The 26,332-nt window shown below is 39.6% G+C and carries 17 protein-coding genes and 1 riboswitch; of the genes, 8 read left to right on the top strand and 9 right to left on the bottom strand.

From position 1 onward, the window contains the following. Nucleotides 1-35: 35 nt before the first annotated feature. The 4 genes from IQ215_RS07645 to IQ215_RS07630 form a co-directional block, all read right to left on the bottom strand. Nucleotides 36-983 carry an ABC transporter substrate-binding protein gene (locus tag IQ215_RS07645; protein ID WP_193800721.1) on the bottom strand — a complete coding sequence of 316 codons (948 nt, stop codon included), beginning with the start codon at nucleotides 981-983 and terminating at the stop codon, nucleotides 36-38. 303 nt (nucleotides 984-1,286) lie between these two features. After that, entirely contained in the window at nucleotides 1,287-3,836 is a 2,550-nt protein-coding gene (locus IQ215_RS07640) for a TonB-dependent receptor domain-containing protein (RefSeq protein ID WP_193800720.1), read from the bottom strand. Between the two features lie 256 nt (nucleotides 3,837-4,092). Then, complete coding sequence (locus IQ215_RS07635) at nucleotides 4,093-4,497, bottom strand: ExbD/TolR family protein (RefSeq protein WP_193800719.1); 405 nt, start codon at nucleotides 4,495-4,497, stop codon at nucleotides 4,093-4,095. Then, entirely contained in the window at nucleotides 4,484-5,131 is a 648-nt protein-coding gene (locus IQ215_RS07630; protein ID WP_193800718.1) for a MotA/TolQ/ExbB proton channel family protein, read from the bottom strand. The genes IQ215_RS07635 and IQ215_RS07630 overlap by 14 nt, the downstream gene beginning before the upstream one ends. 143 nt (nucleotides 5,132-5,274) lie before the next feature. Further along, a riboswitch (cobalamin riboswitch) is annotated at nucleotides 5,275-5,416 on the top strand. A 26-nt stretch (nucleotides 5,417-5,442) separates the two neighbouring features. Between IQ215_RS07630 and IQ215_RS14480 the strand changes: the two genes are divergently transcribed. The 6 genes from IQ215_RS14480 to IQ215_RS07600 all read left to right on the top strand — a co-directional run bounded on the left by IQ215_RS14480 (nucleotide 5,443) and on the right by IQ215_RS07600 (nucleotide 13,091). Then, nucleotides 5,443-7,533, top strand: coding sequence for a TonB-dependent receptor plug domain-containing protein (locus IQ215_RS14480; RefSeq protein ID WP_277815526.1), 2,091 nt, complete (start codon nucleotides 5,443-5,445; stop codon nucleotides 7,531-7,533). A 9-nt stretch (nucleotides 7,534-7,542) separates the two neighbouring features. Beyond that, the gene (locus IQ215_RS07620; RefSeq protein WP_193800717.1) at nucleotides 7,543-8,418 is read left to right on the top strand and encodes a (2Fe-2S) ferredoxin domain-containing protein; all 876 of its coding nucleotides are present in this window, start codon (nucleotides 7,543-7,545) and stop codon (nucleotides 8,416-8,418) included. Between the two features lie 44 nt (nucleotides 8,419-8,462). Continuing rightward, nucleotides 8,463-9,059, top strand: coding sequence for a hypothetical protein (locus IQ215_RS07615; protein ID WP_193800716.1), 597 nt, complete (start codon nucleotides 8,463-8,465; stop codon nucleotides 9,057-9,059). Nucleotides 9,060-9,563: 504 nt separating this feature from the next. Further along, on the top strand, nucleotides 9,564-11,153 hold the full coding sequence (locus tag IQ215_RS07610; protein WP_193800715.1) for an energy transducer TonB family protein: 1,590 nt from the start codon (nucleotides 9,564-9,566) through the stop codon (nucleotides 11,151-11,153). A gap of 172 nt (nucleotides 11,154-11,325) precedes the next feature. Then, on the top strand, nucleotides 11,326-12,378 hold the full coding sequence (locus IQ215_RS07605; protein ID WP_193800714.1) for an MORN repeat-containing protein: 1,053 nt from the start codon (nucleotides 11,326-11,328) through the stop codon (nucleotides 12,376-12,378). 59 nt (nucleotides 12,379-12,437) lie between these two features. Beyond that, nucleotides 12,438-13,091, top strand: coding sequence for an SDR family oxidoreductase (locus IQ215_RS07600; protein WP_193800713.1), 654 nt, complete (start codon nucleotides 12,438-12,440; stop codon nucleotides 13,089-13,091). Here IQ215_RS07600 and IQ215_RS07595 read toward each other — a convergent pair. Both IQ215_RS07595 and IQ215_RS07590 read right to left on the bottom strand, forming a co-directional pair. Beyond that, nucleotides 13,057-14,517, bottom strand: coding sequence for a GTP-binding protein (locus tag IQ215_RS07595; RefSeq protein WP_193800712.1), 1,461 nt, complete (start codon nucleotides 14,515-14,517; stop codon nucleotides 13,057-13,059). The two genes, IQ215_RS07600 and IQ215_RS07595, sit on opposite strands and share 35 nt — an antisense overlap. Nucleotides 14,518-14,736: 219 nt before the next feature. Further along, nucleotides 14,737-17,106, bottom strand: coding sequence for a transglutaminase TgpA family protein (locus tag IQ215_RS07590; protein WP_193800711.1), 2,370 nt, complete (start codon nucleotides 17,104-17,106; stop codon nucleotides 14,737-14,739). Between the two features lie 181 nt (nucleotides 17,107-17,287). On the opposite strand from IQ215_RS07590, the gene IQ215_RS07585 reads away from it, so the two are divergent. Together IQ215_RS07585 and IQ215_RS07580 are read left to right on the top strand one after the other, a co-directional pair. Then, on the top strand, nucleotides 17,288-18,586 hold the full coding sequence (locus IQ215_RS07585; protein WP_193800710.1) for a tetratricopeptide repeat protein: 1,299 nt from the start codon (nucleotides 17,288-17,290) through the stop codon (nucleotides 18,584-18,586). Nucleotides 18,587-18,992: 406 nt separating this feature from the next. Next, entirely contained in the window at nucleotides 18,993-21,692 is a 2,700-nt protein-coding gene (locus tag IQ215_RS07580) for a bifunctional acetate--CoA ligase family protein/GNAT family N-acetyltransferase (RefSeq protein WP_193800709.1), read from the top strand. Between the two features lie 30 nt (nucleotides 21,693-21,722). Here IQ215_RS07580 and IQ215_RS07575 read toward each other — a convergent pair whose 3' ends face one another. From IQ215_RS07575 to IQ215_RS07565, 3 genes are all read right to left on the bottom strand, one after another. Next, nucleotides 21,723-22,949 (bottom strand): aminotransferase class I/II-fold pyridoxal phosphate-dependent enzyme, encoded by a 1,227-nt coding sequence (locus tag IQ215_RS07575; protein ID WP_193800708.1) that lies wholly within the window; start codon nucleotides 22,947-22,949, stop codon nucleotides 21,723-21,725. 136 nt (nucleotides 22,950-23,085) lie between these two features. After that, nucleotides 23,086-25,173, bottom strand: coding sequence for a flotillin family protein (locus IQ215_RS07570; protein WP_193800707.1), 2,088 nt, complete (start codon nucleotides 25,171-25,173; stop codon nucleotides 23,086-23,088). A 97-nt stretch (nucleotides 25,174-25,270) separates the two neighbouring features. After that, complete coding sequence (locus tag IQ215_RS07565) at nucleotides 25,271-26,026, bottom strand: DUF1449 domain-containing protein (protein ID WP_431355525.1); 756 nt, start codon at nucleotides 26,024-26,026, stop codon at nucleotides 25,271-25,273. Nucleotides 26,027-26,332 lie beyond the last annotated feature (306 nt).

Raw genomic sequence — 26,332 nt, 5'->3', positions numbered from 1 at the left:
CCCCTACTCCCCATATGATAAATCTAGGACTGAAGTTAATATAGGGTGCGCTCTAAGTCATCTAAAATTTTATGGGCGGCGAGAATACCACTAGAAGTTGTCCAATGAACATCACTCACTTGATAGGTGCGATCGTTTTTTGCCACATCCAATGTTTGCCAGAGGGGATGAGATAGCCACCGTTGTTTGACAGCTTCGCCATTTTCTCCCTCCACATCATAGGTAAAATAAAATAAATAATCTGCATCTAATAATTCGATGTTTTCAATGGCAATTTGATCTGCAAAATCATCCTTTTGTTGCTCAGGGGGACGTTTTAAACCCACTTCCTCCACTATCTGCCCAGGGAAAGAATTGCGATAATAAAGACGGGTATTATCTGCCAAAAAACGTACTAAGGAAACTGTAGGGGCATTGTCTCCCAATCTATTTTTAAATTCCGTTACCCTTTGATCCCAATCAGTTAGCAATTCCTCCGCTTTTTCCTGACGATTTAGGGCGATCGCATATAGTTCCAAATTTTCACGCCAAGAAACCCCGATAGTTTCTGAAAAAACCGTAGGGGCGATCGCACTTAATTGAGAATATAACTGCTCCTGTCGTACTTTACTACCAATAATCAAATCAGGTTGTAAAGAAACTATTAACTCCAAACTCGGCTGAAACTCATCCCCAATCACCTCAACCCCAGTCATTTCTCCCTCAATATAATCATAAAAAGGATCACCCTGCCACGACTTCACCGCCCCCACCGGTTGCACCCCCAAAGCCAATAAAATATCCGTACCCTCATTGGTCAAAATCACCACCCTTTCAGGAGTTCCATTTATTTGCGTTTCCCCCATGGCATGGCTAATTAATCGCCCATTTTCTCCATCAGTCAAAGAACTTTCCTGCCTTGACTCCGATACCGAAGGATTATCACAACCAACCACCCCCACCGAAAAAAACAAAACACTAAAAATGATCGACAAATATCGCATTTTCTCACCCTTAAAAATAAATTACGATTAAGAACTAATATCAAATTCGCTTAACTGCTTACAAATTAGCAATATCAATTAGTTCAATAAATTGAACGAACTACCGTTAGCCGTGGAATTCATTACACGGTGGGGCAACGGAGAAGATACAATCCATTTATAACTAATTTTCCGAACTTGACATAAGAAGTAGTTAAAAAGGTTTAGATGATCAACTTATAACCATGAACCATTGAAAACTATTGCCCATTCCCTGCCTTAACCAGAAAATTTTAAAATAGATCACCCCTGAGGATTTATTAACTACCAGTCGAAACTATAGCCAATCTTAAAACTGATACCCTTAGCAGCACTTCTGGAACGACCACCATAGATTTGAGAAATATTAGGATAATAAAAACTATTAAATAAATTCTCAATACCAATATTTAATTCCCCATCACCCAGTTTTACACTACTAATAAAATCCGCAGTCAGATAACTATCCACAGGGCCTAAATCAAATCCTGTACCTTGGGGATCTCTTCCGCCAGAGTACAATAATTGTAAGCGATTACGCCAATTAGGAGTTGTTTGATTTTCCACATAGGCAGTGAGCTTCACAGGGGCAATAATCGTATTGGGTAAATCTGCATCAAAATTGCCGTCATTATTAGGATCTCGAGAACCATCGGTCCAAGTGAAAGTTCCTCCCACAGCCCAATTATCGTCAATATCGTAGTTAATATCCCCTTCAATACCATAAATACGTTGAGGATCTCTTACAATACCAAAGTTAGAATCAAAAGTAGTACCTAAATCAGAAAAGCTGTAAAAATAGGCCAAAGAAGCCTGAACATTATCCCAATTTCCTCTAACGCCGATTTCGTAGGTATCAACTTTTTGAGCTTCGGGTTTTAAATCAGTCACCCTCGAACCATCAGGGGAGGTGCGTAAAGCCCTTGCCACGTCAGCGACGGAAAAACCTTGAGCAAAATTCGCATAAATACCCACATTATCGTTTAAGGAATAAATTCCCCCGATGTTGAATAAGGTTGCAGAATAATCCAATTTTCCGCCCTGTACTTGATTTCCCCCTAGGGTGGTAAAGTCACCGACATTTACGCCCACAAATTCTTGACGAATACCGCCATTAATAGTTAAAGATTCAAGGGGTTTCCAACGGGTTTGGGCAAATAAACCGAGGTTATTTTGGCTTGTGGGGGGGGAAAGGAAGCCTTCTCCAATTTTTTGGAAGATTAATCCATCACTGTTGGCAAAAATATCGTTATCAAAAATATCTGCAGGTTGGGAAGAGTCTTCATTGAAATAATCTAAACCCCAAGTAAGGTTCAATTTATCTTCGGGTAGTAAGGGGGTGTCAATATCTACCCTCGTACCGAATTTTTGCGATCGCACCTCAGATTGTAATACAGCATTACCAAAAGCGGGGCTAGTACGTAAATCAAAAGGGAAAAACCTTGTGGAATAATCTCGATAATAAATTTGGGAAGATAAACTACTATTACCCAAAGCGCTATTTTGATAACGAAGATTTAAAACTAAATTTTCTGTGTTGGGTTGATTAGGTAATTGTAATCCTCGTCTTGCCTCCGCCTTTTCACCCGAAGGGGTAGGATCTAAAGTAAAGTCGCTATTTTGTTGATCATCAAAATAATTGATACTAAATTCGATATTCTGATTTTCATTAATATCATAACCCACCTTACCCAATAAATTTAAGGTTTGTAAATCTGCTAAACCTCCTTGCCCTTGTGGATCAGGGGGAATGCGATCGCCCTCACTATCAAAAAATCCCCCCGTAGCACCATAGGAAGCATTAAAAAAGTAATTCCAACCCCGGGAAGTACCCCCAAAAGACTGTTCCAAATTATAACCAAAACTGTCTCCCACATCGGTCAAAATACTATTCAAACTCACATTAGTAGTAGCCTGAAAAGGAGTATCCCCAGCACCACGGGTGATAATATTAATCAAGCCCCCAGTAGCCCCATCCCCATAAATAGCACTAGGGCCGCGTAACACCTCAATTCTTTCAATGGAACTAGGATCAATATTTCTCAAATCTCTTTGAGCATTACGATTTGTACTTTGGGGTACTCCATCAATCAATACCCCAACATTTCTTCCCCGTAAGGGTTGCCCAAAAATACTACTGGTTTGGGTAGAAGGAGCAATCCCAGGCACCAATTTAGGCAAAATTTCCCCTAAATCTCGACTAATTCTGGTTTGTTCCTCAATTTGCTCCCGATTAATAACCGTTACAGACCGTGGCACTTCATTTATATCCTCCTGCGCCCGATTAGCTGTTACCACCAATTCAATGGTTTGTTCATCTTCCCTAGCCATCATCCCATCAGTATCAATACCCAATACCAAATTTTCTTGGGAAGGAATAATCTGGGCGGTGGGAGCTTGTTCTACCCCTGTAACGGTAATAGTTACACCACCATTATCATTGTTTACCGCTTCAATTCTACTGATGTCTTCATTAACATCGGTGGTGACGAAACTATCTCCAGAGGATAGATTTAACTCAGTATTCGTAAATTCAATAATTAGATTATTTTCTAAGGGAAAAATTAATGGTTGTAAGGGGGTATTATCATCATTTTCGATGATTAGATTTAGTCCAGATTCTCCTTCACTAATGGTGATATTGGTAATATTACTCACTGAACTGGTTTGATTTTGTACCAGCCATTGAGCCTTGGTTTTTACTTCTGCCAAATCATCAACTCTTGCCAAAGATGGGGCTTTTTCTGGGTTAACATTTTGGGCATTAGCGGAAAAAGTTGATAATAAAAGTGTTACAAATAAGAGCGAACTATTAGTTAATAATTGATTTTTCATTTTTATAAAAATATACTTCCACGAATAAAATTTGACTGTTTTGAAATTAGTATTTTTTGTTAATTAAAATAAACTTGAATTTTCTTACGCCTTTAAATATCGGCTTTTTTTTTGCTTTCTTAGGAAAAATATGCACGACAAATATAATAATTATTACTAAAATTTAAAGAGATTTTTAAAAATTAGTTAATAAAATATTGATGTTTTTTTATTGTTTAAAAACTTTTATTTTCCCAAGAAAATTTACTTTAACAAGCTATTCGGGAGACTCAGTGGCGATCGCCAGGGTTGCCCCTTCTACCTGTCTAAGTTGGTCCATAACTGATACGACAATGCCATGGGAGACACTTTCATCGGCATTGATAATGACCATCGCCTGTTGATTTTCAGGAATTAAACTCCTAACTTGGGTGGCAATGGTTTCTACTTGAATTGGTTGTTGATCCAGAAAAACACTACCATTATCTTGGATGGTGATATTGATTTCTTCCCGTTCGTTGGCTTGGGAAGTTTCGGCCGAAGGCAGATTGACGGGTAATCCTTGAGAACGAATCAGGGTTAAGCTAGAGATGATAAAAAACGCCAAAATGGAGAAAATAGCGTCAATCATCGGTACAATGTTAATTTCTCCTTGTACTTCGTTTTCTTCAGGTATTCGCATAGGGTTTTTCTCCTCTTTCGTATAAACGACGATATAAAAGCTCTAATTGTCCGCCATATTCTTGGATCAAGGCGATTTGACGTAGGTAAAATGAACGAAACACATTGGCAAAGATTAACGTTGCGATCGCCACTACCAACCCCATTACCGTGGACACTAGGGCTTCACTAATGCCCCCCGTTACCCCTGCGGTGTTTGTCCCCCCCGCATTACCCAAATCAAGGGATGCAAAGGATTCGATTAATCCCAAAATAGTACCTAATAAACCCAACAAAGGGGCAATGGTGATGACCGTTTGAAAGAAAGTATTAAACCTTTTCAATAAAGGTAATTCCGCTTGGGTTGCCGTTTCTAGGGCTAAACGAAATTCTGTGGCATTTGCGCCCTCTAATTCCAAAGCCTCCAAAAATATTCTCGCCATGGGCAAATCGATATTTTTACGTAAACGGGCGATCGCCGTTACACAATCAGAACGATAAATTTTTAAAACTTCCTGAATCAACGACCTTTCCCTTGACTTAATTCTAGTCCAAAACCAGAACCGCTCCACGATTAAAGCCACCGTTATCAAAGAAAAAACCAGTAGGGGTATGGTTACAACCCCCCCTATATTCAAAATATTATCAGGAAACATTTTATTACCGCTCTAATTGCAAATAGTTACTAATTAACTCCAAAAATATAATATAGCAAAAGAGTGAAATTATGTACAACATTTAGCAATAAACTTTTTAAAAAGGGAATTTGACAAAAACACCTCCATGGGATAGATTAATTAGTTGCTATATAAATTTTGGTTCTAATGGGGGTCAGCCATTAGAGGAAACGGGGAAAGACTGGTGAAAATCCAGCGCTGTCCCGCAACTGTAATAAGACAAAGTCTTTGAGTCAGGATGCCCGCCAAAAAAACGTAAATAACATAAAAATATCATCTGCGAGGTATGGATGAAGAATAAATATTGGTGGCTTTTGCCTAGCAAAAGTCTTGTTTGGGCATTGCCTTTATTATCGGTCAATGTCCCGTTTAGCTTTTTTGCGCCCCTGTCAGCTCAAACCCAACAAGAGTCCGACATGGAAAATAATTTCACAGAAGAAGAAAAACCAGAAACAGAAAATAATCTAACCCCCGAAGAAGAACAGGAAATTTTTATCATTATCACCGATAAAATTCTCAATCAACCCGTTTTTGCCCCTTTTAGAAGGGAAGCTACCGTCAGGGATTCTAGTCGCCCCGTATATGTTATTGACAGGCAACAGATAGAAGCTCAGGGAGCTAGAACAGTGCAAGAAGCCCTCAAATATCTGCCTGGGGTTCTCAGTGATGGCACCACAGGAGGACAATTAGGGGGGCAAAGTACCCAAATTATTAGGGGTGCTAGTACCTCCCAAGTTTTGATTTTACTGGATGGGCGACCCATAAATGATATTGGTGGGTTTGGGGGTTTTGATTTATCGAGCTTCACCACCGATAACATTGAAAGGATTGAACTTCTACCGGGGGGGGGTTCTACCCTTTATGGCTCTGATGCCCTTGGGGGGGTAATTAACATCGTTACCCGTAGCGGTGCGGGGGAAACTCCTCAAGTAACCGTCAGGGCAAATGTGGGTAGTTTTGGTTTAAATGAACAAGCCATCCAGAGTCGTGGAGAAACTAATGGTGTTAGTTGGGCGGTGGGATACACTAGAACCCAAGCTGATAATAACTTTCCCTTCCGTATCGATCGCATCGGGCTTGAATCCCAAAGAGAAAACGCTGATGTATTATATAATAACTTCAATTTGAAATTGGCAGGGGATCTGGGCGATCGCAACAAACTCACCTTCAGCGCTCTTTACCTCAACAAAGACTTTGGCATCGCAGGGGGCATCCCCATTCCCAATACCAGCGGTGCATTTAATAACCTCACTCCCCGAGCCAGACAAACAACCAACAAATTACTGATGGATTTAACCCTAGAGTCAAAACTAGGAGAAGGAGAAGACTCCCTCCTTACCACCAGAATTTATGGCGATTTTCTCAACTACGAATTTGAAAACCCCGATGGTTTTTCCGCGGGGAGAGATGACGTTAACCGCCGAGCATTAGGGTTACAGGTTCAACACAACTGGCAACTAACCCCAAACCAAAACATTACCTATGGGTATGATTTTCGTAACACCGAAGCCGATAACAACACCTTCAGCAGTAACAGTGGCACAACCACCCTCAACTATGACGGTAGCATTAGCCAACAAGCCCTCTTTGCCAGTTACAGTGTCGATTTTAGCCCCCAATTTAACCTTAATCTAGGACTCCGACAAGACTTTAATAGCCTTGTAAATGGCTCTTTTACCTCCCCTAGCATCGGGGCAAGATACCACATTACCCCCACCACCACCATCAGGGGAAACTATGGTAGAAGTTTTAGATCTCCCCAAATTGTTAACCTAGAAGGTTTAGGAGCATTTAATATTGTCGGTAATCCTGAACTAAAACCCGAAAGGGGCAACAGTTTTGATATTGGTATCGATCAACAATTGGGAGACATCGGGCTATTACGACTAACCTTTTTTAGTAATCGCATTGATAACCTAATTAACTTCGAGTTTGGCAACCCTAGCACCTACACCAACATCGGCGAAATCAAAAGCACAGGCATAGAAGCCGACTTAAATGTTCAAGTAGCCCCCAACTTTTTTGCCTTTGCCAACTACACTTTAAATGATCCTCGTATCATAGAAGATGTTAACTCCGCCATCGAAGGAAATGAGCTAGGCTTCAGGGGGGCAAATAGTTTTAACCTTGGTATTGCCTATGAAAAAGACATTTATCTGGCTCTGATTCTCAAAAGTTTGGGCGGTTACTTTGTTAATAACACCAATACTGATTCCCTACCAGGATACACCACCGTAGATTTTAAAACCCGCATTCCTTTCTCTGCTAATGTTACCTTAACAGGGGGAATAGATAATATATTTGATCAACAATATGAACAATTCCCCGGTTTTCCCGCCGTCGGTAGAAATTTCCGAGTCGGGGTAAGTGCAACATTTTAGGAGTCAATTATGGGCGAATTTAATCCTTGGGTTAAACCTCTGAATAAGTTAACTACAGAAAATCTCGTTACGGGGGGCTTGATGGAATATGAAGATATTCCCTGTGATGTGGATACCCTCGGTTGTTTACTACATACCTTGTTTCAAGAACATTGGCAAAAAACCCAAGTTGGTCATGTGGTTGAAGGTAGCGTTTTAGAATTAGAGTTAACTAAACCCCCCAAGGTATGTGTTATCTATGACGGTTATCTGACTGTGGTGACGGATACTTGGCATTTACATCTTTGTTTAGAGGAGCATGGGGGAGGCCCGGATGAGAAAACGCCTTTATCGTTACGACAACAAAGGGTTGTTAGTAGAGCTTCTTTTTATCGTCGTTTTAATGAAAAGAATCAGCCCCGCAGTTGGGGTATTCAGTTTTGGAATGGGGCGGGGGAAAAAATGATGAATATTTTTCTACCTAATCCTTTTGTGGATGAGGATAATAATTTGTTGCCTGAGCATAAGCCAGATTTGGCAAGACTTAGTTTATATGAGGAGTTGCGGAATATTTATGTTTTGGGAGAAAAACCTATCCCCTATGATCGTAATCCTTTGAAAACCCCTTATTTGTCGGTGTGTCGTTCGGGGCGCTGTTATCCTTGTCAGGATTGGCAACCTATTTTTGATGCGCTGCAAGAGGAGGTAGTAAAAACAGGACTTGATATTAAGGTAAAAACTTCGGGTTGTTTGGAGGTGTGCAAAATGGGGCCAGTGGTTTTTTATTCGGGGGACAAAACTTGGTACACAAGGGTTTCTCCTGAGGTGGCAAGGGATATTGTTAATAAGCACGTTATGGGAGGTGAAAAAATTGCTGATCATCTTTATCCCCCTATTCCACATTAGGGATTTTCGTTTTTTACACAAATTTTATTTATGAGGTATTGATTATGACTCTTTCAGTTTCAAGATTTCCCAATGATTCAGACAAAATTAATTGGGCTAGTTGTCAATGGACGGTGAATAATAGCCGTGGTTGGTTTTTTGCTCTCCTTGCGTTGGGGAGTTTTAGTAATGTGGTTTTTACCTGTGCTTTACCTTTGGTGGGCTTCGGTGCGATCGCCTCTACTAACCTTTCTAAATCTAAGGCTATCACCACCATATTATTAATGTGGTTAGTCAACCAAGTAATCGGTTTTACCATGAGAGATTATCCCCTCGATTTTAGTACCATTGCTTGGGGTGTTGTGATTCTCTTAGGTGGATTATTGGCCACTGTGTTTGGTTTATTTCAATTTGACAGACAAAGTAAAAATTTCCGTCAATATCTTTCCTCCATTGGCTTAACCCTTGTCATTGGTTTTATCGCCTATCAAGCCATGATTTGGCTCGGTGGGGTTGTGTTGGGAGATTTACACGGCTTTAACGTTTCTGTACTTTGGCAAGTATTCTATGTTAATGCTTTATGGACTTTAGGATTAATGGCATTACATAACCTTTTCATCGTTCAAAAACTCAAATTTAGCCCTAAGGGAAAAATTCAATAATCTTCTTTTAATATTGAGTCCGAGTCATCAGTTATAAAAAGGCTCGGCTTTTTTCCCCTAAATCCCCCATTATTGGGGGACTTTCTATTATCGTCATCTATCCGAACTTGCTATGACATAACAATTTTAGATGTAGTTTAGCTTGTTATTTAATTCGGAATAAAATTTTCTCTAAATCCGTGAATCAAAATATACCTTAGTTCAATTTATTGAACGATAAACTGTTAGCCTTGTAATTCATTGCAAGGGGAGTGATGATATATTTTTTAAATCAGATTTGGTATTAGTATCGAGATATTAGAATATTATCACCGTTCCTCACGGTTGATGAGGGTAGTAGAATCATTCCCTAATTCATAAGCAATCATATCTCCAATCAACAACGCCATTTATGACTTATCTTCTCAATAATTCTGTTGCAAAAGATTACTAATTAATTTAAGATCTTGAGTATGGCGAAAAATTCTTTCAACTGCAATTAATTTGCAAAAATATTCTACTACCATGACCTACTCATCTCCCTCCATAGAGCAAAGACAAAAAGAAGCAGAAAAAACAAAAAAAATAGTTACCTTTGGAATATTTAGCTCCATAGCCCTTCATGGAGTATTGTTGATTATGGTAGCGAATCAGCCCAATCCCATCACCAAGGAAGAACAAAAACCCATCGAATTAATTTTAGTTCAAGAAGATCCTCAACCCCAAACCCAACCAGAAGAACAACCCCAAGAATCTCCACAGCAGGTTACGCCAACTCCTCCTCAAACGGTTACTCCTCCAACCCCCCAAAACCCCCAGAGTAATGCTCCTACCCCACCGCCCCAGCCTGTGCAACCCGAAATTACCCCTAATCCTCCCACGGTAGTGGAAAATAATACGACTCCAGAAACTCCACCCCAAGAAACCAGTCAAGAAGTGGTGGAAACTCCTACCCCAGAGGTAACTAATCCTACTCCTGTGTCTCCTGAGTCTAGCAACGTTAGACCTAGATTTAATACCCCTAACCGTCAGATTAATTCTCAGAATAATAATTCTGTACCATCACGACCTAGCCAACCAACAGTTAATAATAATACCCTTGCGAGGAATAATTCTCCGAGCGCCCTTCAACCCCTAGAAAATTATAGTGATAATACCAGTAATTTAAGAAATTCTGTGCGCACTCCCTCAAGACAAATCAATAATAATAATAATAATGTTTCCAGATCCGTTGATCATAACCAAGAAATAAGCAGCGGTAGAATAAACCGTAACAATACCCGAACCCCAAGCACCGCCAACAATTCCCAAAATGGAGAAAATCTTAATAACCTCAGAAACAGCCTCAACAATAATCAAAACCGCAACAATAACGGCTCAAACTCCCCCACCGCATCTCGTCCCCAAGATATTACCCCCCCTAGCCAAAATAGACCACAAGCCCCCCAACCCAAGCCCAATCCAACCCCTGCCAGTATTCAATGTTTGAGTAACTGTCAACCCTCCTATCCATCAGCCTTAGAAGGGGTAGAAGGTCAAGCCACCGTGAGGGTTAATCTTAATAGTAATGGTGGTGTTAGGGGCGCTAGTATCGTTAGTGGACATAGTAACGGAGAAGTAAACAGACAAGCCCTATTGGCCGCCCAAAGAATGACCTTTACAGCCCCGGGGAATAACACCGCCTCCGTGCAGGTTAGAATTAATTTCACCGTAGCAGGTTCAGAATTTGATCGCCTTGCCCGTCAGAAAAAAGAAGAACAGGAAAGACAAGCTCGTATGGAAGAGCAACGAAGGAGGGAAGAACGTCAGGCTCAATTGGAACAAGAAAGGCTTGAAAGACAACAGCAGTTAGAAAGAGAGCGTCAGGAAAGAGAGGCTCAACTTCAGAGAGAACAAGAAAATCAACAACAATTGCAACAAGAACAACAGGAGGCGGAAGCCCAAGCCGAACGGGAAAGGCAACAACGGGAGGCTGAAGCCCAAGCCGAACGGGAAAGGCAACAACGGGAAGCCGAAGCCCAAGCCGAACGGGAAAGGCAACAACGGGAAGCTGAAGCCCAAGCCGAACGGGAAAGGCAACAACAACAGTCCACGGAAAATGAGAATTCAGAATAGATATATTTATTTGATTAGGATTTGATTATTTTTTTAGGTATTTATTGATTATGTTTTATCCTAAATAAAATATTGATTAAAAATATATCTTGTTCAAAATAAATGAAACTTTTATTAAAGTTTTATTGCCTTATTATTAAACTATTTCGTACTTTTAGAAAAAATAAAAATCATGAATAAACAATCTTCTAAATATTTATTAACCGCTTTTTTAGGCTTAACTTTAACCAATGGATTATTATTTATTAATCCTGTTTTAGCCAATACCATTAACCTAGCGGATGGGAGTAAATGTGAAGGACAATTGAAAGAAGGAAATCTTCATGGTCAAGGAAAATGTACCTTTAGTAATGGGGATATTTATGAAGGAAATTTTGTTGATGGAGAAAAGCAAGGACAGGGAAAATATACCTTTGCCAATGGTGATGTTTACGAAGGGGAATTTACCGATGATCAAATTGAGGGGGTAGGTAAAAGAATTTATCAAGAAGGAGATATTTACGAAGGGGAATTTAAACAAGGGCAACCCCACGGACAAGGGGTTTATACTTCCACCGACGGGAGTAAATATGAAGGGCAATTTGTTAATGGTGAACCCCAAGGGGAGGGTAAGTTTATTTATAGTAATGGGGATAGTTGCCAAGGTACTATCCGAGATGGTCAAATTCAGGGAGAAGGTGTCTGTGATTATGATAATGGCGATCGCTACCAGGGACAATTAGTCAATAATCAACCTGAAGGACAAGGATTTTATGTCTTTGCTGATGGTGGTAGTTATCGAGGTACTTTTACCGAAGGTGCAATTACGGGAAGGGGTGAAAGAAGATACCCCAGCGATGACACCTACCAAGGGGAAATGAAAAATGGTGTACCCCATGGGCAAGGAAAATTTACTTTCTCTGACGGAGGAGTTTACGAAGGAAACTTTGAAGACGGACAACAATCTGGCAATGGCTCTTATACATTTCCCAATGGTAATCGTTATCAAGGAGAGTTTGTCAATGGAAAATTTGCAGGGCAGGGGGTTTTTACTTTCGCCAATGGTGATGTCTGTCAGGGAGAATTCCAAAATAATCAACTTCATGGACAGGTAGTCTGTGATTATAGTAATGGTGATACTTATAAAGGGGAATTTGCCAACGGTAAGAAGAATGGTAGCGGGGTATATACTTTCAGTGATGGTACGGTGATTGATGGTAATTGGCGCGATGATCAACCTATTTAGTTTAAACAAATTGATACCATGGAATCATCGTAATTATCATCAAAAAAATAGTAAATTTTATGAAAATTTTAGTAGCAGGGGCAACGGGGCAAACAGGAAGAAGAATTGTTCAAGAGTTGGTAGAAAAAGGGATGGACGTTAGGGCTTTAGTGAGGGATGAAGCCAAGGCAAAGGAGATTTTACCCCCATCGGTGGAGGTTGTTATGGGGGATGTTTTAAAACCTACAACTTTAGACAATGCTTTAAAAGATTGTGAAGTGGTAATTTGTGCTACGGGGGCAGCCCCTAGTTGGGATATTACGGCGTTTTATAAGGTGGATTTTGAGGGGAGTAAAAATTTAATTAATTGTGCCAAAAAAGCAGATATAGATAAATTTATTTTTGTTACTTCCCTTTGTGTATCGAAGTTTTTCCATCCTCTTAATTTATTTGGCTTGGTGTTGTTTTGGAAAAAACAGGCAGAAAAGTATTTGATCAATAGTGGCTTAAATTATACTATCGTCAGGCCTGGGGGGTTAAAAAATGAGGACAATTTATATCCGTTGGTGGTAAAGGGCGCTGATACCCTAGAGGAAGGCTCTATTCCCCGTAGAAAGGTGGCTCAGGTATGTGTTGAGGTGATTTCTCGCCCCCAAACCGATGGCAAAATTTTGGAAATTGTCGCCCAGGAGGATGCCCCTAGCCAAGATTGGGATCAATTATTGGCGGTTTAGGGGCTTTGAGTTTGGCTTTTAATTCCCATTTGATGCGGTTTAAGATGGAGGTTTCATCAAGGGAATTGATGATGTTTTCCACCACTGCTAGGGGGCCATTTTCGCCCCATGAAGCGCCGTTAGCCAGATAAACTTTTGTTACTTGCCCAATGGTATAGGTGGAAACTCCTGCCACTCCTGCTTGGGTAATGGCGATGGAGAGATAGGGGGCAAGGCTTAATCCTCCTGTGATGGGGGTAGTTAAACCTAATACTCCTTTGAGGGAACTTAAACCAAATGTAACAAGGATGTCACTGGCGGTAATACCTCCCATGCTGAAGGCTATTTTTTTTAGTAATCCTAATGCCCCTTTTTGGGTCATGGGGATGTTATAAAGGTGGGAAAGGCTCAAAATCATCGCCACGTCAATGAGCGCCCCTGTGAACAAATCTAGGGCGGTTACGGGGTTAAGGGCGATCGCACTGGCTTTAGTCATCACGGCTTTTTGGATAATTTTTTCGGCGTTATCATCCCTAACTGATAATTTTCTTTGTACCAATCGTTCGTTAATATTACCTGTAAATAACATGGTATTGAGGGCAACGAGGGATTTTCCCTCTCGATGGAGAATTTCGAGAATTTTTAATTGTAAATCTTCAATGTCAGGTTTTCCCCGACGACGGGTAACTTTTAATTTACCTTCCTTATCCCTAATGGCTTCAGAAACTAGAGGAGAAGCAGCCACCATGACGATTTCATCGGGGGATAATAACTCTTTTACCCTCTTATCCCTAATTGTCTCATAAATTTCGGTGCGATCGGCATCAGGATACTGGTCAATTTTATTAAACACCAAAATCATCGGTTTACCCACTTCCCGCAACTGAGAAAGCGCTTGATACTCCACCCTTGTAATATCTCCCGACACCACAAATAAAATTAAATCCACCTGACTAGCCAAATCATGGGCTAAAGCCTCCCTCGTTTCCCCATCAATCTCATCAATGCCGGGAGTATCAATCAATTGAATTTGAGCATTAGCACTAGAATTAATCAACCGTTGCACATTACCCAATCCATTACCAATACTCTCTTGGTTAAGTTGCCAATTAGTTTGGCTTATATCCTGTGTAACCCCATGTAAAGGCCCTGTTATAAATATTTCTTCTCCTACCAAGGCATTTAAAACGCTAGATTTTCCCCTGCCTACCATGCCAAAGGCAGCAATTTGGATGACGGAGTTTTCTAGTTTTTCTAACATGGTTGTTAGTTGATTAATATCGGTTTCTAAACCTATTTTTTCTTCTTCTTTGAGGTCAAGATTATTGAGTAAATTTTGTAATGATTTTTGGGCTTGTTTATAGTTAATTTCTCCCTGTAAATTGGCAAAATCTAGGATAGTATTTTCCCATTCTTCTTGACTCCATTGGTTAAATTTTTCTACCATAACTATGTTTTATTTTTAATATAAATTTCTCTTAAATAGGACTATGGATTACCCATTTTTATTTATTTTTATAAATTTATAGATATTTTGATCATTATCTTTTATCTATTCCCTGTGATTGATAAGTCAAGGTTCATCATGGTTATCGAGGGAAGTCGAGATGACCTTTTTTCACCCTAATTAGTGGGTGGTAATAACAATAATCTATTTATTGAGAAATTAATCATGATTCATTGTTAATTGTTTACTGTTTTTTGATTTAAAACTACCTTTTAGTAAGTTAAATTGAGTTTGTAAATAATCAATATTATATTTTTGGTTTCCATAACGCCAAGCGACAAAGCTAGTGGAAATTAAATCGATAATTTCTAGTTGTTCAATGGTTAAAAATTCCCTTAATCTTTGGGCGTATTCTTTTGGTGTTTGGGCTTTATGTTTGGGATAACCTTTTTCACTCAAAAAGTCGATCATTTCCCGATATAGTTTTTCGATGGGATCTAGTTTAGCTAAACGACGACGATATAATTGTTTTTGTAGCCAGTTAAATGCTAACCAACTGATAAAGCCTAGGAAAATAAGTACCATTGCCCCTACTAAAATTCCCATAAAACTGCCTGTAAAAAATCGCCAAAGACGGAATAACCATGGTGAGGAAAGAAAATCGGAGATAGCATCGATAATGTCGTTAAAAAGAATGGTTACAAAATCGACAATGGGGGAAGGCAACCAACTAGCAACCCAATCCCATAGTTGTCCTAAAACTCCAAAGGTGTTGTCGTCATCCACGGATGGGGGGATGATTTCGTTACCCGGGAGGGGATCAAAATAAAACCAGCCGTAGTCGGGGAAATAGACTTCTGTGAGGGCGTAGGCGTCTGTATTACGTACTACATAATATCCTGTGAAGGGGTTGAAGTTACCTGGGGCAAAGCCTACCACTAAACGGGCGGGGATATTGAGCGATCGCAACATAAGGGTATATACGGTGGCAAAATGATCAGGATAACCCCCTTGATAGGTTTCCAAAAAGGCTTGGGTTAAGTCTTCCCCTTCTTCTAGGGGTGGAATATCGGGATCGATGCGGTAATTTTGTTTAATAGCCTGAGCTAGATATAAGGCTTTGGCGTAATTGGAGGTTAACTCATTGGGAGATTTTGCCAACAACTCCTCGGCTTTTTCCCTCACCAAATCCCGAATATTTTGGGGTACATCCAAATAATAATCAGAGATAGATTCAGGATAATTATTCCCCGCTTGGGATAACTGAGTTTGATTGCGGTTTCTTACTTTTGATACTGCCGTGTAGGTTAAACCCTCAATCAAGCCTGTGGGCGATCGCAAACTACCCTCTGTATCAATGGCTATTTGTTCGGTGGGAAAATAAAGGCGATCGGGAGAAGATAAAAGAGGAATAATATTAGGTAAATCAGAAACCACCGTAAAAGTCTGGATAACCCTTTCGGTTTCCCCCTGCACATTAGGCACGGCAAAATTAAATTGGAAATTCCAACGATTACGATCAACATCCATGGTTTGATCATCCCTTGAAATATCCCAACCTTGCCCAGTATAATGATCAAAAGCTAAAGCCCTCCAAAATCCGGGTGATTGCGATCGCACCCTTAAAACCACCTTCGGATTAGTAATATTACCCCGTAAATTTTGGTCAATGGTAGTGTTAAAACCATAATAAAAAGTATCATCCACCTGTCCACTACCTGCACCCTCTCCCCCATTAATGCCACCACCCCCAGCACCGCTACCATCAGGATTATAACCAGGACTAACAATGCCCCGATCAGTTTGAGAAAAATCAAGATCTTCCAACCCCTCAGGCGCACTCACAGGAAAAGTCTGTAACTGATACCCCGGATAACGAGGCATAATGGTAAAAATCAATAACCCCACCACAAGAGTGACAGTCAAAAAAGAGGTAATTTTTTTCGGAGAAAGGGGCGAATTTTTTAACCATTGGTTATTTTTTTCCGATTGTCTTCTATTTTTGTTGCCCCTATTTGCCTTCCACTCGCTCTCATAAGTTGCCAAACCCATGCGAGAGCGATAATCTAAAATCATGGTTGGAATAGCAATCATTAGAAATAACAATAACCAAGGGGCAAAAGCCACCGTTTGTGAAAGAGTACCAGCCACCCCAATTAAAATAAAACCAATTACCATGGAGTAACCCAAATCCTTACGGCGAGGTAAATCAAAACTATGTAAAACTTGCAGTTGTACCAAAAATTCCGCCAAAACCAAACGATTATCAAACAAACTGCGTATTAAATTACCCAAAAAAATAAACAACGTAGCCACCATAGCAATGGCAAGGATAAATTTTAAAGTAATATTCTTTTTCTTACGACGACGCCAACTAACCACCCCTCCCAAAATACTCAGAGGAATAGCCCAAACACTCATCGGAAACTGACTTACCGCCGCCACATCTGTCGCCACGATACCAACAATTACCATTAGTTGCACTAGGATTCTGAATAAAATCGACTCCTCAGTTTTGAGGGGAGGGAGGGATTCTATCTGTTGAATAATTTGTTTGAAGGTTGGAAAATGCTTTAGTTGCTCAATCATCGATTATTTTGGAATTTTGGCAGTAAATTTATTCTAACAATGAACTTTGAAAATGCCGTAGTATCTTAGATGAAATAAAATATTTATCATCAACACTAAAGATTTTAGAGCTTATTTACAGAATTATTGGAGAATTTAAACCATAGAATAGAATTTAAAAACAAACTATCTAATTAAATTCATGACTAATATAAACAAAGTTGATTTATTTCAAGCTAAAATAACGGGTAACTTTACACAACTAGAAAATCAATTAACACAATATTTAAGTAATTATAGTAATTTAGATTTTAGCAATTCCCATACTAAAAATAATCTTCACACTTTAACAAAAGTATATTTATATCAAAGAAAATATGATGAAGCAAAACAACTTATTAACTCAATAATAGAAACAAAAATACAGCATTCAGGAGAGGAAAATTATGAAGTAGTTTATATTTTAGAAAATTTAGCTTTCATCAGTTATTTAGAAACTTATTATCCTTTTTTTCAAGACACCACAGAAGCAAAAAATATATTTCTTAAATTACTAGCACTTCAAAGAGAATTATATGGTCAACATAGCTTTAAAATCATTCAAACTTTAATAGTGATAGGGGTTATTAGTAGTCAACAAGAAGCCCCTGAATATCTGAAACAAGCCCTTGATCTCTGTGATAGTAATTTCAACAATAATGAAATTGAATTAGCTTATTATTTATGGCAAATAGGATCAACTTTATTGGATAAATGCTATTTTTTTGGAGAGCAATCTTCCGAGTTAGAATATGTAGAAGTAGTTTTAACAGAATGTTTAGAAGTTTGTCAAAAAAAATTGCCTGAATCTCATCCTTTATGTCTTTCTTGTATGGTTAATTTAGCTCAAACAAAACACCATTTAACCCATTATCAATCTGCTGAAAAATTACTGAGAAAAAGTCTTTCTGAATATGAAAAAAGGTTTTATCCTTTTCATCCACAAGTATTTAACCTACGCCACCATTTAATCGTCAATTTACAAATGCAGAGTAAATATGAAGAATTGGCAGAATTTAAAAAAATACAGGATAGTTATCGAGAATATCATCAAAGAAGAGTAAAAGGAATTGTATTTAATGATCCCGATATTGATACTACTTTATATCCTGTTGACGAAATTTTAACAGGAGAAGATGAAACTGAGGAATTTGATTTTGCCACTGAATACCCAAAAATGATTGAAAAACAACGAGAATATTTATCTCAGGATAACTTTTACGTTGCTAATTCTTTAGAAAATTCAGCTTATGAATATTTAAGAAAATCTGAGTTATTTCTATTAACTGAAGTAGAAACTTTATTGTTAAGATCTTTGCAAATTAAGAGTAAAATTTTAGGTCAGAATCACGAAGAAATTTTAGATATATTGTCAACCTTAGCTTATGTTTATGAATTGCAACAAAAGCAAGATTATTGTAATTTGTGTATCCAAGAAATAACTAAACTAAAAAGTAATTAATTTTTATTGAAAAATAACCGATTTCTGTGTATTCAAATTTATATTTAAACTGAGTTTCTGTAAATTAACTTACTAAGTAACTATATATTGTTATTATGTTTTCAATGTATGACGATTCTTTAGTCTTTCTAATATAATAATACTGTTTTTTTATATTGTGGTTGATTAATATATGATCAAGTGTAATATTAATTTGTCTTTAATTATATATTTTATGGTAATTATTCTAAGATAATTAATTGTGTAATTTTAAATACTTTAGCTAGTAGAAACAATATTTCATATTTAAAAACAACGATAATGTATTAGTTTTTTAAAAAAAATTAAAAATATTTAAAGTTTAAGTTATTAGCAAAAAAAGTAAGATAAAATCAAGCTGTAAAACCAACGATGATTAAAGATTTTCATGAGAACCGATAAAGCCCATGACATCATGCGCACCTACCATAACCCCCTCAAATTCATGTTTGAACCCAAATCAGTGGCACTCATTGGGGCAACGGAAAAAGAAAATAGTGTCGGGCGCACCTTACTTTGGAATTTAATTAGTCATCCCTTTGGGGGGACGGTTTTTCCAGTCAACCCGAAGCGTAAAAGTATTTTGGGTATTAGGGCTTACCCCAGTCTTAAGGATTTACCCGAATCAGTAGATTTGGCAATCATTGCCACCCCTGCACCCACCATACCTGATTTGATTCGTCAATGTGTGGAAACAGGGGTAAAGGGAGCGATTATTATTTCCGCAGGTTTTAAGGAAATTGGGGCAGAGGGAGTTAAATTAGAGCAGGAAATCTTAAAAGAAGCCAAAAAAGGTAATTTACGAATTATTGGGCCTAATTGCTTGGGTTTGATTTGTCCTACTTCGGGATTAAATGCTAGTTTTGCTAGTACCAGCCCTCGCCTTGGTAATGTGGGTTTTATTAGTCAGAGTGGGGCTTTTTGTACTTCAATTTTAGATTGGAGTCTGCGAGAAAATCTTGGTTTTAGTGCTTTTATTTCCATAGGCTCAATGTTGGATGTGAATTGGGGAGATTTGATTTACTATTTGGGGGATGATCCTCAAACTCAAAGTATTGTTATTTATATGGAATCTATCGGTAATGCGAGGGATTTTATCTCAGCGGCGCGGGAAGTGGCTTTAACAAAACCGATAATCGTCATCAAAGGAGGACGCACGGAGGCAGCAGCCAAGGCGGCTGCTTCCCATACAGGGGCGCTAACGAGTAGTGATGAGGTGTTGGCTTCTGCTTTTAGGCGTTGCGGGGTGTTACAGGTGGATACCATCAGCGAAATTTTTAATATGGCGGAGTTGTTGGCGAAGCAACCACGGCCGAAGGGTAAGAGGTTGACTATTTTAACCAATGCAGGGGGGCCAGGGGTTTTGGCTACGGATGCCCTAACTTGGGGTAAAGGTAAGTTGGCGGATTTGAGTGAGGAAACCATGGAAAAATTAGATGAAATTTTACCCCCCCATTGGAGTCGTAGTAATCCCATTGATATTTTGGGAGATGCTACCCCCGAAAGATATGCTCAAGCCTTGGAAATTGCTTCTAGGGATAGTAATAGTGATGGTTTATTGGTTATTTTAACTCCGCAGGACATGACTGATCCAACTCCCACGGCGGAGGCGTTGTTACGGGTTGCCCAGAATATTAAGGATAAACCTATTATCGCTAGTTGGATGGGGGGAAGTACGGTGGCGACGGGGAGGGAAATTCTTAACCGTGCGGATATTTATACCCAGAGTTATCCTGATGATGGGGCGCGGTTGTTTAATCTTATGTGGCGTTATAGTAATAATTTGAATGCTCTTTATGAAACCCCTAGTTTTGCTGAATCTGAGCCGTTAATCGATCGCCCTTTAGCTTCTAAGATAATTAGTCATGCTCAGGCAACGGGGCGTAGTTTGTTAACCGAATATGAGTCGAAACAGTTACTCAAAGCCTATGGTATCCCTACGGTGGAAACTCGTATCGCCCTCAGTGCTGAGGAAGCAAGGGCGATCGCCCTTGACATAGGCTTTCCAGTGGTGCTTAAATTGCATTCTGAGACTCTTACCCATAAAACTGACGTGGGGGGTGTTCAGTTAAATTTGAGGGATAAGGAAGCTGTTATAAATGCCTTTGAGAGCATAAAAAATGGGGTCAGTGAAAATGACTTTTTGGGGGTAACGGTGCAACCCATGGTTGACCTCACGGGTTATGAATTAATCTTGGGTAGTAGTGATGATCCTCAATTTGGCTCGGTGTTATTATTTGGTGCGGGGGGCGAATTGGTGGAGGTATTTAAGGATCAAGCTCTTGGTTTACCACCGCTGAATACAACTCTGGCACGGCGTTTGATAGAACGCACTAAAATATTTAAGGCTTTACAGGGGGTAAGGGGAAGAAAACCCGTTGATATTGCCCAACTCGAGCAAATTTTGGTGTTATTTAGTCAATTAGTCATCGAACAACCTTTTATCAAGGAAATCGATATAAACCCCCTCCTTGCCACTGAAAATCAGTTAATCAGTTTAGATGCGAGGGTGTTGTTATATCCCCCTGACACAAAATTAGCTGATATTCCTCGTCCTGCCATTCGTCCTTATCCTATCCAATATATTAGTCATCATACCCTGAAAAATGGCGATCGCTTTACCATCCGCCCCATCCGCCCCGAAGATGAACCAAAGATAGTCAATTTTTGTACGGCATTATCAGAGCAATCTGTTTATTTTCGCTTCTTCCACTCCATCAGTCGTCAATCATTAATTTCCCATGAACGCTTAGCCCGTATTTGTTTCATCGATTATGATCAAGAAATTGCCCTCGTTGCCTGTGATGAGGAAGAAGGCATAAGGGCGATCGCACGGTTAAGCCGTATCCATGGGGATTTAGCATCCGCAGAAATAGGATTGTTAATCAAAGACAACTATCAACACCAAGGATTAGGCACATTATTAACCCAAAGCATGATCAACATAGCCCGTCAAGAAGGTATCAAATATCTCAGGGCAGATATGTTAATTGATAACCACGCCATGCAAAATCTCTGTCGTAAACTCGGTTTTGAATTGCATAGTCATGATCATCTCGTTCAAGCTATATTAACCATCAGTCAATAATTGACTACTCCTCATCACCTCTACCCCTCATCATCCCATAATTTCCCCTAGGGCATATTCAAGGGCGATCGCACTGTGAGTCCAATGGGTACCCCCCTGACAGAAAGCGATGTAAGGCTCTCGTAAAGGACCATCGGCAGATAATTCAGATGTACTACCATCAATAAAAGTACCCCCTGCCATAATCAAATTACTCTCATAGCCAGGCATGGGGGCAGGTACAGGATCAAGATACGAGCCCACGGGGGAATACTTCTGAATAGCACGACAAAAAGCGATGAGAGCCTCAGGATTACCAAACTTGATCGCTTGAATAATATCCCGTCGGGGGGTAAAAGGTAACGGATTCACCTCGTAACCCAACTCAGAAAACACCATGGCAATTAGATGGGTACTTTTAATGGCTTCCCCCACCATTTGCGGAGCTAAAAATAAGCCTTGGAAAAGGAGACGATTTTGGTCAAACGTTGCTCCCCCACTACTGCCAATCCCCGGAGCGGTGAGACGACAACAGGCCTTTTCCACCAAATCTTCACGGCCTGCAATATAACCCCCTGCGGTTACGATAGTACCCCCCGGATTTTTGATCAACGAACCTGCCATTAAATCTACCCCCACCGCCGTCGGTTCAAGGGTTTCGATAAATTCTCCATAACAGTTGTCCACAAAACAAACCGTATCAGGGTTTTGAGCCTTAACTATGGTTACAATCCTTTCAATGTCCGCCACCGAAAGACTTTTACGCCAAGAGTAACCACAGGAGCGCTGAATTAAGACTAATTTTGTTTCTGGTTTTACCGCCGTTTGTAAACCTTCCCAGTCAATTTCCCCAGAGGGAGTTAAATCCAATTCACGATATTTGATACCCAATTCCTTTAGGCTTCCTTGCCCTTCTCCCCGAATACCGATAACCTCCTCTAAGGTGTCGTAAGGATGTCCTGCCACCGCTAACATTTCATCTGCGGGGCGTAACACTCCATATAAGCAAGAGGCGATCGCATGGGTACCGGATACTATCTGCACTCGTACCGCACTACTACTCGCCCCCACAACCCTTGCAAAAACCTGATCTAACACCTCCCTTCCCAAGTCATCATGACCATAACCACTCACACTACTAAAATGATGTACCCCTACCTTATATTCCTGAAAAGCCTTTAATACCTTATGGAGATTATGCTTTATCTGTTGATCAACTTGGGCAAAAGTAGGGGCTAATTTTTCCGTGGCAGTGGCTATTAATTGAGATGGATTCATAGAAATAATAGATGAGTTGAAAATGGACAATGACAGTAAAGTTTACCATCACCGACTGTGTAATTGATTACATGGCTCATATTTTATCTCTATGAACATTGGTAGTGTTGAAAAGGTTTTTAGTTTTGACGTTGTTTTAGATGATGTTTTCTTCATCCTCTATCCAAGGAGAAAAGTTAATGTCTTCTTCTTCCATAGGAGACGGTTGAGCATCAACATTGTTATTTTCTTGGATTTCGGGGGCGGTGGTTTGGGCTTGTACGGATTTAGTTTCGGGGTTTAGATTGCTTGGAGTATATTCGTTGTTGTTATTTAATAAACCTTTGATTTGCCCTAGGATAGTGCCTAATTTTCCTTCATCCATGAGGGTATTAATTAAGGATAAACCACTGGTGGAAAATAGTAATTTATTGATGTCATTACCATTGCCTTGTCCATTACCATTACCATTAGCACCGGGAAAAGAATAGATTCGGGCATCTCCTAAAATACCAGGTTGAGGGGCGATCGCCCTTAACAATTCGGGCAATTGGGGGGCTATTTCAGGGAAAATGAATTTTATGATCTCCGCTGTGCGGTTTGCGTCACTGAGGCTATTTTCTGCATTAATAAGAGCCTTTTTACCTTCGGCTTCAGCTATTAATTTATACTTTTGAGCATCGGCTAGGGTACGAATGGATTCGGCTTCTAACTCGGCGGCCTGACGGGCAATTTCTGCTTGACGACGACGACGGAAAACATCAATTTCCACCACATTTTGATCGGTAATTCGTTTTTCTTCGGCTTCCCTTTCAGCGACAATGAGGGATAGTTGTTTTTCCCTTTCCGCATTTTCTACCTCCCGAGCGGTTTTAACTCCTTCTTCAGCCTCGGCGCGTTGGGCTTCGGCGGCAAATCTTTCTTTTTCCTTAGTAGCGATAGCAATGGAGGCTTGTTGCTGGGCGATTTGTGATTCTTGCTCGGCTTCGGCAATGGCAATTTGAGCCAGTAACCTTGTGGCTTCTACGGTGCGCTGACGTTCAATTTGAGCCACTTCCGCTTCTTGTTCTTGCAGAGTTTGAGCTACACGGAACTTTTTATTTTGCTCCTCTAGGGTAATATTAGCTTGGATTTGGCTTTGTTGCACTGCCAATTGTTGTTTAATTTTTTCCTCCTCAATGGCCTGTTGTTGTAATATTTTATTACGTTCAACTTTTGCTTGTTCTTGATCCCGTGATTCTTGAATTTCCCTTTCTCGCTGGGCTTTGAGAAACTCAATCTCCTTCATCTTGGTTAATTTGGCTTCCTCTTTCTCCTTGCCGATAGATAAACTTTGTTTTTCGGCCGCCAATTCCTGTTGCTCGATGGCTACCCTTGTATCTAATTCAATTTCGCTCTTTTCCCGACTCATTTCCAATTCCACATCCAATTTTTGCTTAATGGATTTTTGGATGGTTTCGGTACGTAACCTTACCCCTTGAGCATCAAAATAGTTATTTTCGTCGTAGGTGTCGCTTTCTTCTATTTCTGAGATGGCAATGTTATTGAGGGTTAAGCCCACCTTGCGTAAATCCTGCTGAATTAAGTTTAAAACCTCATCGGCAAAGCCTAATTTATCTGAGTCAATTTCGGCAATGCTTTTCTTTTTCGCAGCTGCTCGAATGGCATCATCTGCCCGTTTTTCGAGGGCATCTTTTATATCTACTTCGGAGATTTTGCCCTGTTTCGATAGTCGTTGGGCGGCTGTTAATACGGAATCTTTATCGGCGCTAATACAGACATAGAAAGTAACTCGCATATTTGCCCGTAAATAGTCTCGGGTGCGCACGGCTAAGTTACCTTGTCTTACCACATCAATGGAGATTTCTCGCAATGGCACTCGGGTTAATTCATGGAATCCTGGGATTACCATACAGCCACCGTTGAGGATTACTTTTTTATCCTTGGTGAAGATGCCCCCTGTGCGTACAAAGGCTTCGTTGTTGGGGGTGATGGTATAAACTTTGGTATAACCCCAAATTGCCAATAAACCTAAGATTACTAAAATGGCAATTAAACCACCAAAAAAGGTGATATTACTTACGTTTAATTGTCCCATTACGGGAGAACTATTGATGGGAATGGTGGCGCTGGTTTCGTTGAGGTTTCGCCTTGATATGGGTAGGGATTGGGTATTATCTAAGTTTAGTTGATCAACGTCAATGGTGGGCAGTTTTTGGATAAAGGTAAGCCAGAAGTTGTTCATCTTTTTTTCCTCTTTTTTTATTAAATAAAATTTTGTTAGTTAGGATAAATTTTTTGGGCTTTGTTGATTTTGTCTCTATTGCTTGTTACCTCACCCCCTAATTATTAGAATTAAGCCATTTATCTTCGTCGGAGGTGTCTTTGGCGATCGCAATGTAGCAATGTTGTTGACGATCAATTATTAAAATTTCTTGTCCTCGATGGGGAATCACTTTTGCCCAATCAGGGAGGGCTACTTCAATGGTGACAAGGTTTCGGGCATTATCTAAAACATCTGCTTGGGCTACCTTACCGTCAATGAGATAGGGTAGTTTACTAGAGGTTACATTGCCAATACAACCGACTAAACGTTCTCCATCTATTTCTTCTCCAAAATTGGCGAAAATTTTACCGATGGGGTTAGATAAAATGCGCCCTATCCAGAGGCTACAAGCTAAGGATACCAAAAAGATTATAAGGGCGATCGCCCCTTGAGGAATTTCCCCCATCACCCCACCAATCATCACATTAAGAAACCAACCAATCACCCCCCAACTGCAAAAATCAATGGCAAGAAGAATTAATAAAGGACTTTTGCCAACCCCAAACCAAGATAAAAATAATAAAAAATTTCCCTCCAAACCCTCATCAGCTTCCATATCCGCATCAAAATTACTTTCCGCATCCGCATCCATATCCGCATCCGCATCCATATCCGCATCCATATCAAAATCAGCGTCTGCATCCACATCGAAATCGGCATCGGTATCAAAATCTTGATCATCACCTCCCCCAGAAACAATGACCAATAAAAACAAAAATACGCCGATGCCCAAAAATATCCAATAGGTAAGATTATTGATGTCAAATAGCAACATTGAGCTAAATTCCTTGATATATAGCCAATCAAAAACTGATTTTTTTTGTCAGATATATAGAAAGACTATTCTTGATGAAAAGACTTCTATCATACTTATTAGCTTACCTATAATCCCCCAAAAGGTTATCAAGATTAACTTTTTTGTAATAAATGTAGCAAATAGCTTAATTTTCCTACAGAGATACTTAATCGCACCTTAAATTATTAATGCAATTAATACATCTTAATATTTTATAAACTACATATTATTCCGAAGTTTAGTAGTGAAACTGACAAAATAAAAAGAATGTGATTGATAGTC

The sequence above is a fragment of the Cyanobacterium stanieri LEGE 03274 genome (genome assembly GCF_015207825.1).
GTDB lineage: Bacteria > Cyanobacteriota > Cyanobacteriia > Cyanobacteriales > Cyanobacteriaceae > Cyanobacterium > Cyanobacterium stanieri_B.
Note: the sequence above shows the minus strand (reverse complement) of the source record. Positions and strands in the feature narration are given on the sequence as shown.